Raw genomic sequence first — 14950 nt, 5'->3', positions numbered from 1 at the left:
TCTCGTCACCACGATCGGAGAAAGATGCTCACCCCACGTCAACAAGCCATCTTGTACTGCCTGCATGGCATGGACCAGCACGCCCACCGCGCCTACCCGTGGCCCGGTCCGACCCTGCTGGCGGTGCTGCGGGAAGCCCCGGTTCCCGGGCATCCCGACCCGACCGCCCGTCACGTCAGCGTGGCCACCGCGCCGACGACGGCATCGGACGAGGCGAACACCGACGCCGTCGCGGTGCTGCGTCACGCCGCCGCCGAACTGCACAGCCCGGTCGTGCAGGCCAACCTCGTCACGGCCACCGGCCCAATCCGCATTCTGGCTTGGGTGTTCATGCACGCCGCGGTCAGCGACGCCGTGGATCCGCATCAGATGGTCCGCTACATCGAGGCGGTGGACGCCGCCGGCACTGCCTACGTCCTGACTCGTTTCCGTGACCAACCCGAAGGACTCATCGCCGTCGACGAGGCCCCGGAGACCGGCGCCAGTGAGGTGCTCGACCTGCTGCTTCCGCTGGCACGGATGCTGCATCCCGGTGCCTGAGCGGCCTGGCAGCCGCTACACCCCGCCGCGAACCCGCATCAGCACCTGAGCGGTCCTCCGCGGTGAGCCTGTCCCGCACAGCTGCCCCCGTCACGCCTCTTGAGACGCGCCGACCAGGTCGTCCCGTGGGCGCTGACCTGATCTGAACCGCACCACCCACGGCCGATGCCCGGCCACCTCGCGCACGACGCGCACCCGCCCGGGCACGGCCGTACGGCCGTGCCCGGGCTTCCCCTCTCGATCGGAAGGAGACCCGGATGACACAGCCGCACACCCCTCTCGCCAGCCCGCCGAGGGACCTGTCCGCCCGCGCCGCCGGGACGCCACCGCGACTGCGCGTTGCGGTAGTCGGCGGCTCCGTGACTGGCGCCACCACCGCCCTGCTCCTGCTGCACGCCGGCTTCCCAGTGACGCTGTACGAGGCCGCCCCCGCCGCGGCGCCGCGCGGCGGCGGGTTGATCGGTCTGGAACATCCCGCCCTCGACGTCCTCGATCGCCTCGGCATCAGCCAGGACGAGATCGTCGCCCACCCCTCCGAAACGGTCCTGGAGGTCACCCTCCGCTACCGGCAGCCCATCCACATCGCCCGGCACCTGTATCCGGGGCGCAACACCACCTGGTCGCTGCTGCACTACGCCCTAATCCGCCGCCTACCCGCAGGTGTCCTGCAGACCGGACGGCGCGTCACCGGCCTCACCGAGCACGACGGGCGCCCTCACCTGGAGTTCGCCGACCACAGCCACGCGGTCGCGGACCTGGTCGTGTTCGCCGACGGCCGGACCTCCACCGGTCGGCGACTGCTCGACCCCGGACGGCGGCTGCGCTACGCCGGCTACGTCGCCCACCGCGGACACGCCGCCGGCGCACTCTCGCACGTGCGGGACTTCCTCCGCCTGGAACCCGGACCCGGATGCCAGTACAACGTCGCCCCGGTCCCCGGCGGTCTGGACTGGACGCTGTACCTCACCTGCAGCGCCGACGACTACACCCGCTGCTTCGGGGCCCCGCCGCAGCGGCGCACGTTCGCCCTGCCCCACCACGTCTCCGACACCGCCCGCGCGGTGGTCGACACCCGCGCCGCACTCGTTCTGCCCCTACCGCACGCCGAGACCGTGCACACCACCACCATGCGCATGGCCGCGCCGGTGATGGACATCGACCCACCCACCCACATGGCCTGGCCCGTCGGCCGTGGCTGGGCGGTCTTGATCGGCGACGCCCTCGCTCCCGTCCGCCCACACACCGGCAGAGGCGCCAACAACGGCATCGAGCAGGCCGCCGCCCTCACCACCGCCCTCACCCAGCACCAACGGTGGGGCGCCGACCTGCCCACCGCCCTTGACGGCTGGCAACGCCGCCAGATCCCCGGCGCTATCGCGGCCGTACGGCAAGGGCCGCACCTCGGCGCCCACCTCAGCAACCACCAACCCTGACCAACGCACCGACAGGAGCCCTTCGATGGCACTGCACCTGTACTTCCCCCTGCCCGAGACGCTGCGGCTGGCCGAACATGCCGTCGCCGCCAGCGAGCACGTCCCCAGCCTCACCGAGACTGAGTACGGCGCTTCCTGCCCCGGGGCGTTGGAGTGGGTCCACGACGACGGCGTGTACCTCATGTCCAACGGCCTGCCCCGGCTGACCGACCCGGACCGGCCCGGCGCGAACCTCACCGTCTACGCCCACGGCTGGAACCCGCGCCTCGACGGGCACCGCAGCGACCCCGACCTCGGCGGCGACGACTTCGTCGAGCACCTGCACCTCACCGAGCGACCCCGCGCGCTGATCGAGGAACTCCGCGGCGCCCACGCCTTCGGCTACCAGTGGCTGGACCTGGTGGTCGAAACCGGCACCTTCACCCACCGGTTCACCCGCACGCCCCGCCTCGCCTGACCGACCCAGCCGATGGCTCCGCCGCGCGCAGCGGCGGGGCCACCGACACACCGCTGCCCCGACCAATCCCCATCGACACAGCAACCTTCCATCTCACTGATCCGCGACCGCATCCGGTCGCGGATCTCCTCATTTCTGCGGAGGAACTTCCGTGTCCGACACCACCCACGCCACCGGCGCCCCCAGTACAACAACGGCCCCACCAAACGGGACCGCGGCGGACGCCGACAGCCTGGCCTACCCCATCTCACCGGAGTACGTGAAGTCATGGACGCCGGTGCGGGCGATCTCCGAACTGATCGCCAACGCCCTCGACGAGGACGCCAACGCGGCGGTCAGCTGGGCCCACGGCATCCTGACCATCGCCGACGCCGGCCCCGGCATCCCCGAAGAGGGACTCATCCTCGGCATGTCCCGCAAGACCGACGAGCAGATCGGCCAGTTCGGTGAGGGCAAGAAACTCGCCTGCCTCGTGCTGGCCCGCAGCCCCGAAATCGGCACCGTGCGGTGCGAGACCGTGTCCTACGGCTTCGTGCCCACCGTCGAGCGCCGCAAGCTGCTCGGCGGGCTCATCCCCTCACGCACGCAACAGGGCAGTGAAGTCCTCGTCTACCACTTCCACCCCAACACCCGCACCGGCGGCACCGTGTTCACCATCGAATGCCCCCGCGAACTGGCGCAGGAGGCCATCGGACGGTTCCGCGCCCTGGCCGAACCCGGCTACCAGCCACCCGCGTCCCCCGGGGTGTGCGTGCGCGACGGCGAACCGGGACGCGTGTGGATCGGCGGTGTGCTGGTCACCCGCATGCCCGGCTTCCTCGCCTCCTACGACCTGTCGCTGGACCACAAGGCGCTGCAGAACCGGGACCGCACCGTCGTGGAAGCCGCCGCGCTGCGCACCGCAGTCCGCGACATCCTCGCCAGCAGCGACGACCCCGCACTCATCGACCTGTACGCCCAGCACGTCCTCAACGGCGGCAAACTCCGCGAACAGGAACAGTTCTTCACCGACGTGCGACTGCCCCGTCCCCGCGCCGCGTGGCGGACCTGGGGACGCGCCAACCTACCCGAGCAGACCTACTACACGGTGCCTGGCGGCGAGGAGGCGGCACTGGACCTGAAGGACAACGGCTACACCGAGCTGGTCACCACCGGCCTGACCGGCCACCAGCAGGCCGCCGTGATGGGTCTGCTCGGCGTGGAGATGGCCAGGGCCCGCCAGCAGACCCACTACGCCCGTAACCGCAACCGCACCAGCTGGGTCACGCTGAAAGCGTTGACCGACGCCGAACGCGAGGTGCTGCGCGAGGGCTGCGAGCTGGTGCGCCGCGCGATCGGCCCGTTCGCCCTTGACCGGGTGAAGGTGTACGACCACAGCGACGAGTCACCGTGCGCCGAGGGCTTCTACCGGCCGCTGACCGGAGACGTGGCCATCCACCGCGACGCGCTCACCGACCGGCACCGCACCCGGCTGGTGCTGCTCCACGAGGCTGCGCACCGCGTCGCGCACCGCGGCGGTGGCCACTGGACACCCGTACAGGACTACTACGACCGCAGCCGCGGCTTCGAACACATGCTCTCCGACTTCGCCGCCCGCCTGCTCGGCCAGCTCGCCGACGGCAACGGCCTACCACCCCTCGACACCGTCAGCACTGCTGGTCAGGACGGCGCCTCGACGGCCACCACGCCAGGCAGGCGGGGCCGCCACTGGCGAGCCGACGACCCGAGCGTGCCCGCCGTCCGCCGCGAACTGGCCCACCTGCTCCTCGACCAACTCCCGCACGCCATCGCCGCAGGCGGCTTCCGCGACGAGAAAGACCTCATCGCCTCCACCGCCGTATATCCCGGCTACTGGCGGCTGCTGACCAACCCCCGCCCCGTCGGCTACCGCCCAATGCGCGGCGACCAGGCCGGCGACTACGACAACGTCGCCCTGCTCGCCGAAGCCACCGGGCTACACGCCCCCGTGGTGTGGCTGGGCTACCACCTGTGCGAAGGCCCCATCCGCGGACGCCGCCGCGAAACCTGGGGCCGGCCTGGACCTTGGACCGCCAAGACCCGCGCCGCCATCACACGAGCCTGCACCGACCTGATGAACATCGGCGGCGTCTACGCCGAGCAGATCCCCACGCTGCAGGCTCTCGCCGACGGAAACACCCCCGCCCCGCTCGACGACGACACGTGGCACCAGCCCGCCCGCACGCTCCTGGCCGCCGAACGCCGCCGCCTCAACCTCCCCACCATCTGACCCAACCCCGGTTATCCGATCGTGCTCAAACCGGCCCACCCATCGAGGAACCACACCCGGTCGGCAAGCCGCGCTCTCGCCAACGAGCTCAGCCAGTTCCCCAATACCCGCACCGCCAGCGGCCGAGGACGGCGCAACGACTTGATCAATGCGCGAAGTCGCGCGTGACTGCGTTCTAGCCGCCATCCCGTGTGGCGTACCCGACGGCGTCGGCACTGACGCGGGCCATGGGGAGGGCAGCTGACACCCCATACCGATGTGACCGGAGGACGGCACCCTGATGGCTGCTCAGCATCGCCGACCGATACCGCGCGCGGTGACCGATGTCCTGCTGTGGCTGCTCGCCAGCGACGTCGCCGCCGCCCACCAACCCCAGCCGCACCGTCCCGATCGGTGCGCAAACCTGCGCTGCGCAGGGCAGGCATACCCGTGCCCGCCCGCACGTCACGCCCACCGAGCCCAACAAGCCGCCGCCCGCCGCCCGCCACGGCCGCTAGGTCGCGCTCGAGTGGCCACGCCGACTGACCCGGCCACCGGCTGGTTCCGGCCGAGCCGCCCCCAACCACACGCTGCCTGACCCGTATCCCGGTCGTGGCTACCGCACGACCTCCTTCGACTACCCCTGGAAAGGCCTATGAGCACGTTCACCATGGCGAGCGCCACCAACCCCGCCGACCCGGACAGACGCCAGCATCTGCGACCTGCTGGCGGCTTACCAGAGCCGGTCGGATGGCAGCACGTCGCCGTCCCCACCGCCGTCGCCGCGCTGCGAAGCGGCGGTCGAGGGCAGATCCACGCTGCTTGCGGCACCGGAAAAACCATCACCGCTGCGCACGTCGCCACCTCGTTGTGCCAGCCTGGCGGGCTCGTGGTCGTGGCGTGCCCCTCAGTGACCCTGGTCGGCCAAACCCTGGCCGTTCTCGCACCCACCGCCGCGACCATCCTCGTCGTCTGCGGCGACGACGCCGTCACCGACACACTCGTGCACACCGCCGACCTGCCGGCCACGGTCACCACCGACCGGAACGTGATCATCGAGTGGCTGCGTGAGGAACAAGGCGACGGGATCCGGTTGGTGGTCACGACGCACCGTTCCGCCGACGTGCTCGGCACCGCCCTCGCCACCGCAAAGATGGCGGCAGAGGTGCTAGTGGTAGATGAGGCGCACCACAGCGCAGGACGCGACGACAAGCACATCGCCTGCCTGCACGACGACGCGACCTTCCCGGCACGGCGCAGGCTCTACCTGACCGCCACTCCTCGCGGCGAGGACGTCGACGACGAGCGAATGCTGTCGATGGCCGACCCTGTGGTGTTCGGCCCGGTCCTCCACCGGTACACGTTCGCGCAGGCCATCGCCGACGGATGGCTCGACGACTACCGCATCGCCGTCATCGGGGTCACCCGCGCCGAGATCCTCCCACTTGTGCGGCACCTCACCGGCGCACGCGGCGCCAGGGGTGACGAGGACGGACCGCTGCGCACCGCGATGCTCGTCGCCGCCTGTGCCCGCGCCGCCGCCGAGTTCGACCTGCGCCGAACCATCGTCTACGCCCCCCGCATCGTCGACTCCCGAGCCTTCGCCGAAACCTTCGGCGGCACCCTCGCGGCGCTGCCCGAGAAGGCACGTCCCGACAGGATGGTGACCTGCCACCACGTCGACGGCAGACACACCGCCGCCCAGCGCGCCGTGTTCCTCACCGATCTCGCTGACCCGCCCCAGAACGGATGGACAGTGCTGTCCAACGTCCGCTGCCTCGGCGAAGGCATCGACGTGCCCGCAGTCGACTCGGTCGTGTTCACCCACCCGAAGAGGTCCACGGTCGAGGTTGTCCAAGCCGTCGGACGGGCGCTGCGTCGCAACCCGGCCGGCAGCGGCGTCGCCACGATCCTGGTGCCGATCCTCGTCGGCGACGACACCAGCGTCGAGGCCCAAGCCGACACCGATGGCTACCACACCATTTGGCAGGTCGTGCGCGCGCTGCGCGCGCACGACGAAACCCTCGCCATCGCACTGGACCGACAGCGTCAGTCCCCCACTGCCGCACGAAGCCTGCCCGAGCAGATCGTGGTGCGCCTACCCGACGGCTACGACGTCGACCAGTACCTGCGGCATATCACCGTCCGACTCGTCACCGCCACCACCTCACCCTGGTGGGAGGGCTACGGCGTCGCTACCCGCTACCACGCCATCCACGATCACCTGCATGTGGCTGTCGACCACGTCACCGACGACGGCTACCCACTCGGCCGGTGGATCCACGCGCAACGCAAGACCCGGCGAGCCGGACACCTTCCGCCCGAGCGGGTGCAGGCCCTCGACACCCTAGGAATGCTATGGGACCCGAGAGCAACCCGCTGGGAGACCGGCGCCATCCACGCCGCCGCCTACCGCGCCCACCACGGACACCTAAGGGTGCCGTTAGAACATGTCACCGAGGACGGCTATCCCCTCGGTCGGTGGATCCGCGGCCAGCGCAAGCAATACAAAGCAGGCCGCCTCGACCGCGCCCGCGAAGCAGCCCTGGAACGCATCGGCATCGAGTGGGAGCCCTACAAGGCGATGTGGGAACGGGGCATCACCCACGCCATCATCTACCACGCCCAGCACGGCCACCTACGCGTGCCCTCCGACCACACCTGCCCCGACGGATATCGGCTCGGGCAGTTCGTCGTCGCACAACGCATGCTCCGGAAACGCGGCACCCTCGCCCCCGAGCGGATCACTCACCTCGACGCCCTCGGCATGATGTGGGACAAGCGCGAGCAGGCGTTCGCGGTCGGCCTCGCCCACGCCCGCGCCTATCACCAGGCCCACGGCACCCTGCGCTGCTCGAAGGCGACGCAGAGCCCGGACGGCTACGGCCTCGGCGCATGGCTGACGAAACAACGCGAGAAGCTCCGCACAGGCACGCTGTCGGCCGACCGCACCGCCACCCTCGACGCCATCAGCACCACCTGGCGGTAGCCCGGCCACAACACGCAAGTCCATCAGGAAGCGGTCCGAGCATTCCACGGGGTAGCCAGGCCCACTCGTCGGAGCCCAACACAACACCCGACGGCCATAGGCCGCATGGCCCGCCCGGATGCCGCCAAGTAACCCGAGACCAGCAAGGACGTCGCCTGACGGTGACGTCTCCTATGGTTCTGCAGAGGAGAAATTCATGGATTCAATGGCAGACTCCGACGAACGGGCGGTCGAAACCGACCGCAAATCCCTCAGTGTCGGCGACCCGGCCCTCGGCAAGTCACGGCTGCTGTCGAAGCAGTGCGACAGCTGCATCTTCGCCCCCGGCAACCGAATGAACCTAGGGCCGGGACGGCTACGCGACCTCGTCACCAAGGTACACGAGCAAGGGTCCTACATCATTTGTCATGACACGTTGCCGCACTATCTGTACCCGCAGGCGAAGCCGGCGATCTGCCGAGGTTTCGCCGACCGCTACCGCACCCAGGCGCTGGATCTCATCGAGCGGCTCTGGGGCTTCGTCGAAGTCGATCCACCCTCTCTGGCCGAGCGTCACGACAAGGCGGAAGGACCTGACCGGTGACCGGCATCGAGGATTTTCTGCACCACCAGAGCGAGATCATCGACCGGGTCGGCTGGGCGGTGACGGCCGTGCACCCCCACGCGGACGACACCGACCACCATGCCCCGTTCGCCTACACCGTCGGGCTCACCGCCCACAACCATCCCGAGCTGCTGGTCGCTGGACTCGATCCCGCCATCTCACAGCACCTGCTCAACGACCTCGCCGCCCGCGTCTACGACCGAGCCGAGCGCTTCACCCACGGTCAACGCATCGGTGACCTTATCGCTGGCTACGACGCGGTCGTCATCGACGGCACGCCCACCGCACAACTGCACCCCGGCGCAGCGATCGCCCGATACGGCCAGCAGGTTCGTGTGCAGCAAGTCGTGTGGCCCGACCCGGAGGGCCGCTTCCCCTGGGACGCCGGCTACGCCTACCCACCGTCGGCGCAGCCGACACTGAGACGCCCCTAACGTTTCCGCCACCAAAAGGGAGCCCGCGGACTCACGGACACTCGATCAGCCAGTTTGGTTGCCGAGCGGCCGTTCGTGGTGCAGCACGGTTGCCTTGCGGCCCGCAACCTGAGGTGGGCGCGCCCGCGGGGTGGCCTCGGGATTCCGGTGGGCTGGACAGGATGGCCCTGTCCAGCCCACCGCCGTACCGGGGGCTCGTCCTCGCGCTGGCGGTGTGTCCTCCTGAAGCCGTACGCCTGCCTCGGAGAGCACGAAGCTGGTCCTTTTGTCGTTGGGGGCCGCCGTCCGGATCATTGGTCGAACGGGGCGGACAAGGATCAGCGTCGCCGCTTGCCGGTGGGCTGGCCGTTGACGCGTGTGGTGCGGGTCCCTGTTCGTGGCTGCCAGTGGCGGCGCACAGTCCGTTCTGACCTGCCGATTCGTGCGGCGACATCGCCCGGCTGCAGCGCGGGATCGCGGTGTCGCCAGTACGCCACCGCTGCGGCCGTATCGGCCAACCGTGTGTCGCCACCGCTCGGTGGATCTTCCTTGTGCCGGTCACCGCCCTTGGCGCTTTCGGGCGGCGGTGCGCCCAGATCAGTGTCTGCGGCGTGCGTCGGCTGCGGCTTCGTCTCGGTGTGCGGCGGCCGACTGCCTGGTGTTGCGGCAGCGGCGTCTGCTGTGCCCGGAACCGATCCGGCTGTTTTACCGGCGGCAGGCGCGGTGACGGGGTCGGCTGGTGTCTGCGCGGCGTCGAGTCGCAGTGGCGCTGTGTCACCGTCGGTGTCGGCGCTCGGTGGCCTGGTCGCCGCGGCGGCTTGTGGCGTGCCGACCGAGGCGTGGGTGCGTGCCGTCGGCGTGACGGTGCGCTCGGCGTCCGCGAGCGGATGTGGGTCGGAGTGGCTTGGGGCGTTCTCTGCCTTGTCCGATTCGTTGGCGTGTTCTGGGACTGGTGGAGACACGGGCGCGGGTGCTGAGGTGTGGCGGTGTTTGGCGGAGGGGGTGGCTGCTGCGTGCGGTGACGTGGCGCGGATGCGGGCGCTTATTTCGATGAGGCTGACGCTGGCGACGATGACAAGTCCGTCGACGGAGATGGGGAGGAGGTAGGCGGCGCCGTAGCCGGTTTCGCCGTAGCGCGCGGCGACGCCGACGAGGTGCCAGTAGGACACCCAGGCGGCGATGGCGGCGATGACTGTCGCGGCGGTGATGCGGATCGCGCCGAGGTGTCGGCGGTGGTGGGGGACGCGGGAGATCAGCTCGACGGTGAGCAGTAGCGCCAGGGGTGGCCAGGCGGCGATGGCCTGGCTGATCGGGTTTGGTCGTGCGTGGAGGACGTTCGCGGCCACCGACGCGGCGACGCCCAGGGCGAGGGTGGCCCGTACCGCCCACCGCAGCCTGCGAAGCTGTTTGTCACCGATGCTGCTACAGGCGGCGGTTTCGGTCGGACCGCTGGCCGGGCGGGTCGCGCTGCTCATGTCGAAGGCTGGCCGTCGGAGGGGCGCGAGCCGCGTCGGGCGTGGACTTCGGCGATGAGCCGGTCGGCGAGGGTGAGCGTGGCGTCGGTTGGCTCGGCGTCGATCTCGCCGAGTCGTCGGGTCAGGGTGCGGCGCAGCATGCGGATCGCGTCGATGTTGCCGAGTGCGGCGTGGGCGCGCATCGCCTGCTGGTACAGGTGTTCGTTGTAGGGGTGGTGGGGCAGGGCGGTGTCGCAGACAGCGGCCTGTTGCTCGGTTTGGTCGGCGAGTTCCTCGACAAGGGCGTTGACGGCGTCGAGGGCTTCGCGTTGCACGGCGTGCCGGTGGGCTTCGAGCCATTCGTAGTCGCAGCCTTCGGCCAAGGGCCGGTAGCCCTCGACAGCGCGACGCAGGGCCTGCACGCGCTCGTCGCGGGCACCGGTGGAGCGCAGCGCGGCGCGCAGGCGCCACAAGTCGATGTCGAAGCGTTCAGGGTTGAGTTGGTAGCGGTGGTGGGGGCGGGTCAGGTAGGTACCGGGCCCGGCGTGCTGGCGTAGGACGGCGCGTAGGTCGGAGACGTAGGTGTGCAGCCGGTGGGTGGCTTTGCTTCTGGGGGCGTCGGGGAGCAGGTCTTCCAGGATCGCGTCGGCGGCGGCGTCGCCGTCGCACACGGCCAGGTACACCAGGAGTTCCATCGACTTGGCGCGCAGCGCGCGTGGGTGGCTGGCGCCGGGGATGGCCGGCGGGCCGAGCACCGTCACCTCGACGCGCTCACGGGGCGTCACATTTTCCGAGTCGACGTCGGTGGTGTCATCGTGGCTCGGTCCGGGCGAGAGCACGTTGTCGGAAACGGTGTGGGCGTCGCCGATGACGGGCTGGTCAGGGGTCTTGAACGCCGTGCTGTCCTCGGCGGCGGGCTGCTGAGCGGTCGGTGCGGTGGCCCCGTCGGCGGGAGGTTGCGGTACGGCGTCCTCGCCGGGGTCGGCGGGCGCTCGACCGGTGTTGCTGGCTGCATCCGTCGTGTCTGAGGGTGCGGGCGCGCTGGTGTCGGCTGTGGGTGTCGCGGGCTTGGGCTCAGGTGCTGTTTCGACGGGTGGGGGTAGGGGGACTTGGCCGGTGTGGGATTCCGCGAGGGTCGCGAGCAGGTCGACGGTCTCGGTGGGGTCCAGGACGGCGAGGCGGCCGACGTCGGCGGGATGGGGACCGTGCCGGGCGTCGCCGTCGGCGCGGGTGACGGTGCCGTCTGCGGCGACGACGGCGGTGTCGCCGTCGGGCCACGCGCCGAGCAGCACGCCGTGGATGTCCAGGCGTTGGCCTTGGGCGAGTAGCGCGGCGATGCGGGCGCGTTCGTGGCGGCCGGTGGCGTCGGCCAGCAGCATCAGTGGGGCGAGGGGTTCCTCGAAGGGGTCGGCGGCGCGCAGGTCGGCGATGGTGTCGACCTCGTGCTGGTACACCAGCCGGGTGCGGTGCAGGGTCTGTTCCTCGAGGATCTCCAGGGCGTCGTCGAGGTCGGCGGTGACGGTCAGCCGGGGAGTGCGGTGCAGGTTGATGGCGGCGGCACCGAGCAGGGTCGCCGCGGTGGTCGCCGGGATGACCACGTGGGTGCGGGCGTCGGGGTGATCGCCGCCGCCGGCGGCGAGTGCGGCGGTCAGGAAGCCACGGGCGGCGGCGTCCGCGCCGGGTCCGGCCAGGCCCAGGCCCGCCGGAGGCCACACCGCCGACAGTGGATGGGCGAGAGCCGGCGCCACCGGCTCCCTTTCGGAGGCATCGTCACCAGCTGCGGGGGCCGGCGCGGGGTGAGCATCGTCGTCGGCTTGGGGCCGGGGAGGGACGGCGCGGTCGCGCAGAGGTGGCTGACTGCCATGGTTGCCCTGTCCGGGCTGCGGATGGAGAAGCAGTGGGGCGTTGGTGGTGGCCGTGTCGCGCATTCCATGGCGGATCTGCCGGACCACGCGGGGCATGGGTGCGAGATCCGGGTCGGTCGCCTGCCGCTGGGCGGGCGGTGTGCGGGGGCGGTAGCGGCGCTGCCGGTAGGCCCACACCAGCGCTACTGCTGCGGCGATCGCCAACGCCAACCCACTGTCAACCCAGCTGCCTGTCGGCAGTGACACGCCGTGCCCGGTGCGGGATGGGCGACTGCTGTCGGTTGGGTTGGGGTTGACGGCGGTGGCCTCGCCGCTAGGGGCCGGAGCAGTGCTCGTGGGCGTCGGTGTGGTGGTGGACGCCCTCGGCGCGGGAGCCTGTGGTGCGGTGGTCGCTGGCGGATTGTCTGTCGGTGAAACGTCGAGCGTGGGCGTCGCAGTGTGCGGCGGTGTGGTGGCAGGTGTGGGGGCTGCGGGTCGCTGGTGTTGCCCGGCGGGTGGTGTGGCGTCGGCGGGCAGGTCGAGTGTCCAACCCGGGTAGATGATGTTCGGGTTGCGTAGGGTGCCGCCGACGTCGGCGAAGTGGGTGCCCCGGTTGAGAGCGAAGATCTCCGGCCAGCGGTTCGCGTCGCCGAGCCACTGCTCGGCGATCTTCGACAGGGTGTCGCCGCGCTTGACGGTGTGGGTGTACTCGCGGCCGTTCGCGACGAGAGTGATCTCGCCGGGGTCCAGTGTCCGGTCCGGTGCTGCGACGGCCGGTGCCAGCGGGGTGCTGGTGGTGACGGCGACAGGTTCGTGGTGCGCGGTCGTCGCCGTGGCCGCGGCGATGCCGGAGGCGCTGGGGTGGGCGTGGGCGGACCCGGTCAGGGGTGGGGCGGCAGCCTGCGCGGCAGTTGCGAGGACCCCGCCGGTGACCGCGGCGACGAGCAGTGCGGCGAGGCCACGGCCGGGGGTGAGGACACGGGGCTGAGGCAGCCGCCGGCCGGTCAGGGCGGCGGCGAGTTCGACGAGCACTGACCAGGCGAACGAGGCCCATGCTGCCCAGAGCAGCGCGGTGAGGCTCACGCCGATCATCTCGTCGGTCAGCGGACTGGTCAGCGCGGTGGTCAGGGTGTGCCAGGTGGGCGGCTGGTCGGGCAGCGGCGGGTCGAGGTAGCGCAGTAGCGCGTATGGCACGCCGGCGAGCAGCAGCACCAGCGCCGTGCCGCCGAGGGCGCGGCGGGCGGCGGCGGACAGCGTCGCGATCACAGTGGCAGCTCCCGGGCGTAAGCAGAGGCGGTTGCTCAGGTGGCGGTGGTGACGCCGGAGGTGGGCGTGGCAATGGCGGTGGCGGAGACCGGGATCTCGGTGATGCCGACGAGGTGCAGCAGCCGCGTCTGGTGTCGGGTGGTGATCGTGACGGTGACCTGCTCGGTGGTGGCCGACACGGTGCCGGGTTGGCCGGCCTGGGCGAGGAAGGCCCGAGCGGCGGTGGCTGCGGCGGCCGGGTCGAGCTGCGCCGCGCCGGTCGTGCGGTGCAGGGCCACGTCGATCTTCCGGGCTCCGGCGCGGGCGGCGGCTTGCGCCGTGTCGTACGCGGACACCTTGGTGGCCATGGCCATGCCCTGGTCGAACACGAGGCCGGCGAGGATGAGCACGATCAGGGTCCCCATCACGGTCCACGGCGTGATCTGTCCCCGGTCGTCGTGGCGCGCCCAGGCGGCGATAGGGCCGGTCACGGCTGGCTCCGGAACTCATCCAGGGGCTGGCGGGAGGTGCTGGTGATGGTGACCGCCCCGGGCAGGCCCAGCCCGTAGAGGTCCTCGAGCCGGACGCTGCACGTCACTGTGGCGCTGACCTGCCCGCCGGGGACGAACGCGCCGGGGTCGACGGTGATGGTGAAGGGCTGGCAGGTGATGGGCCGCCCGGCCAGGGTGGTGGAGGCACCGTCGGCGCCTGCGGCGTGGGCCTCGCCGGACGTGCGCGCGAGGGACGCCTGGCGTGCCGCGGCGGCGGCAGCGGAGTTGACGTCGATGGCGGCCGAGGCCAGGCGCAGGCACGCCACCACCGCGAGGGCGGCCAGGACCATCAGGGGTACGTAGCTCAGCGCCATCTCGACGCTGACCGACCCTCGGTCTCCGCGCAGCCGCGGCACCGAGCGGCGGCGCGGATGTCGGGTGCGGCTCTGGTGGCGGATCACCTCGGGTCTCCTTCCCCTGCAGGCGACGGGGAGGTCAGCGACAGGGTGAGTGCTCGAAACCGTTCGGTGGGGGCACTGACCTCGGTGGTTACCTGGAGCCGCAGGAACGGCACGACGGCGGGCACCCGGCCGGCCACGGCCACGGTGGCGGTGTCGGGGTTGCGGGTGACCGACACGCGCGGGTCGACGACGACCTGCCCGGCGACCTGGTCGAGGACGGCGGCGGCGTCGGCACGGCCGGCGGCGGCAGTGCCGCCGGACACCCTGGTGGTTTGCAGGGCGTGGTTCGCCGCGTACTGGACGCCGAGTTGGGCCAGGGCCCACAGGGCGAACTGCACGCCGACGAGGACGAGCAGGAACAGCAGAGGCGCGTAGAGGACCACCTCGGTGGTGACCGACCCACGATCGCTCGCGAACCGGCGCCGGCTGCCGAGGGTCGTCCGCGGGCGCGCGGCTAGAGCGTGATGCTGGAAACCTTGTCGAGGATCTTGGATTGCATGATGGCGTAGACGGCCAGGACCAGGGTGACCAGCAAAGCGATCCACATGACCTTCTCGCTGGTCTCGCTGCCTCGGTCGCCTGAGCGGTAGACCTGGCGTAGCCGGTGAGCGGCGCTGAGGCGGACGAGCGTCAGCTTGGCAGCCAGCCTCGTCGTGCGCATGGGAGTCTCCTTCGTTCGTGGGTGAGGGTGTCGATTGTCTTGCAGCTTGTTGGTGGTGAGGTGGACAGCGGCGAGGCGGCGGATGCGCCTGACCATGTGCGGCGATCGCGGGGACGAGGCCGCGTCGTGGA

Annotated in this window: 13 protein-coding genes; 7 read left to right on the top strand and 6 right to left on the bottom strand. The window is 70.9% G+C overall.

Annotation, left to right across the window (positions count from 1 at the left end):
- Window positions 1–69 precede the first annotated feature (69 nt).
- The 7 genes from Van01_RS08135 (at window position 70) to Van01_RS08085 (ending at window position 8684) form a co-directional block, all read left to right on the top strand.
- Window positions 70–540 carry a hypothetical protein gene (locus tag Van01_RS08135; RefSeq protein ID WP_239098938.1) on the top strand — a complete coding sequence of 157 codons (471 nt, stop codon included), beginning with the start codon at window positions 70–72 and terminating at the stop codon, window positions 538–540.
- Between the two features lie 257 nt (window positions 541–797).
- A complete protein-coding gene (locus Van01_RS08130) occupies window positions 798–1973 on the top strand; it encodes an FAD-dependent monooxygenase (RefSeq protein WP_204002985.1) in 1176 nt (391 codons plus the stop codon).
- A 25-nt stretch (window positions 1974–1998) separates the two neighbouring features.
- A complete protein-coding gene (locus Van01_RS08125) occupies window positions 1999–2430 on the top strand; it encodes a DUF3085 domain-containing protein (protein WP_204002982.1) in 432 nt (143 codons plus the stop codon).
- A 151-nt stretch (window positions 2431–2581) separates the two neighbouring features.
- Window positions 2582–4678, top strand: a complete 2097-nt coding sequence (locus Van01_RS08120) for an ATP-binding protein (RefSeq protein WP_204002980.1) — start codon at window positions 2582–2584, stop codon at window positions 4676–4678.
- A gap of 634 nt (window positions 4679–5312) precedes the next feature.
- Complete coding sequence (locus Van01_RS32900; RefSeq protein WP_239098937.1) at window positions 5313–7646, top strand: DEAD/DEAH box helicase; 2334 nt, start codon at window positions 5313–5315, stop codon at window positions 7644–7646.
- 205 nt (window positions 7647–7851) lie between these two features.
- The gene (locus Van01_RS08090) at window positions 7852–8229 is read left to right on the top strand and encodes a hypothetical protein (protein WP_239098936.1); all 378 of its coding nucleotides are present in this window, start codon (window positions 7852–7854) and stop codon (window positions 8227–8229) included.
- Window positions 8226–8684 carry a DUF4262 domain-containing protein gene (locus Van01_RS08085; protein WP_204002976.1) on the top strand — a complete coding sequence of 153 codons (459 nt, stop codon included), beginning with the start codon at window positions 8226–8228 and terminating at the stop codon, window positions 8682–8684. Before Van01_RS08090 ends, Van01_RS08085 begins: the two co-directional genes overlap by 4 nt.
- A 317-nt stretch (window positions 8685–9001) precedes the next feature.
- On the opposite strand, the gene Van01_RS08080 is transcribed toward Van01_RS08085, so the two are convergent.
- The 6 genes from Van01_RS08080 to Van01_RS08055 form a co-directional block, all read right to left on the bottom strand.
- Window positions 9002–10138, bottom strand: coding sequence for a DUF2637 domain-containing protein (locus Van01_RS08080; RefSeq protein WP_239098935.1), 1137 nt, complete (start codon window positions 10136–10138; stop codon window positions 9002–9004).
- Window positions 10135–13227 carry a BTAD domain-containing putative transcriptional regulator gene (locus Van01_RS08075; protein WP_204002974.1) on the bottom strand — a complete coding sequence of 1031 codons (3093 nt, stop codon included), beginning with the start codon at window positions 13225–13227 and terminating at the stop codon, window positions 10135–10137. Before Van01_RS08075 ends, Van01_RS08080 begins: the two co-directional genes overlap by 4 nt.
- A 35-nt stretch (window positions 13228–13262) precedes the next feature.
- On the bottom strand, window positions 13263–13697 hold the full coding sequence (locus tag Van01_RS08070; RefSeq protein WP_204002964.1) for a pilus assembly protein TadG-related protein: 435 nt from the start codon (window positions 13695–13697) through the stop codon (window positions 13263–13265).
- The gene (locus Van01_RS08065) at window positions 13694–14071 is read right to left on the bottom strand and encodes a TadE family protein (RefSeq protein ID WP_239098944.1); all 378 of its coding nucleotides are present in this window, start codon (window positions 14069–14071) and stop codon (window positions 13694–13696) included. The genes Van01_RS08070 and Van01_RS08065 overlap by 4 nt, the downstream gene beginning before the upstream one ends.
- Before the next feature lie 83 nt (window positions 14072–14154).
- The gene (locus Van01_RS08060) at window positions 14155–14652 is read right to left on the bottom strand and encodes a TadE/TadG family type IV pilus assembly protein (protein WP_204003211.1); all 498 of its coding nucleotides are present in this window, start codon (window positions 14650–14652) and stop codon (window positions 14155–14157) included.
- Window positions 14613–14819 (bottom strand): hypothetical protein, encoded by a 207-nt coding sequence (locus Van01_RS08055; RefSeq protein WP_204002945.1) that lies wholly within the window; start codon window positions 14817–14819, stop codon window positions 14613–14615. The genes Van01_RS08060 and Van01_RS08055 overlap by 40 nt, the downstream gene beginning before the upstream one ends.
- Window positions 14820–14950 lie beyond the last annotated feature (131 nt).

Origin of the sequence: Micromonospora andamanensis (assembly GCF_016863495.1) — a bacterium.
Taxonomy (GTDB): Bacteria; Actinomycetota; Actinomycetes; order Mycobacteriales; family Micromonosporaceae; genus Micromonospora; species Micromonospora andamanensis.
The sequence above is the reverse complement of the archived record's forward strand: the minus strand, read 5'-3'. Positions and strand labels throughout refer to the sequence as shown.

Excerpts from the sequence above, each read along its gene's own strand:
- Van01_RS08135 (WP_239098938.1), top strand. The coding sequence starts at position 70 with ATGGACCAGCACGCCCACCGCGCCTACCCGTGGCCCGGTCCGACCCTG.
- Van01_RS08130 (WP_204002985.1), top strand. The coding sequence starts at position 798 with ATGACACAGCCGCACACCCCTCTCGCCAGCCCGCCGAGGGACCTGTCC.
- Van01_RS08125 (WP_204002982.1), top strand. The coding sequence starts at position 1,999 with ATGGCACTGCACCTGTACTTCCCCCTGCCCGAGACGCTGCGGCTGGCC.
- Van01_RS32900 (WP_239098937.1), top strand. The coding sequence starts at position 5,313 with ATGAGCACGTTCACCATGGCGAGCGCCACCAACCCCGCCGACCCGGAC.
- Van01_RS08090 (WP_239098936.1), top strand. The coding sequence starts at position 7,852 with ATGGCAGACTCCGACGAACGGGCGGTCGAAACCGACCGCAAATCCCTC.
- Van01_RS08080 (WP_239098935.1), bottom strand. The coding sequence starts at position 10,138 with ATGAGCAGCGCGACCCGCCCGGCCAGCGGTCCGACCGAAACCGCCGCC.
- Van01_RS08065 (WP_239098944.1), bottom strand. The coding sequence starts at position 14,071 with ATGGCGCTGAGCTACGTACCCCTGATGGTCCTGGCCGCCCTCGCGGTG.
- Van01_RS08055 (WP_204002945.1), bottom strand. The coding sequence starts at position 14,819 with ATGCGCACGACGAGGCTGGCTGCCAAGCTGACGCTCGTCCGCCTCAGC.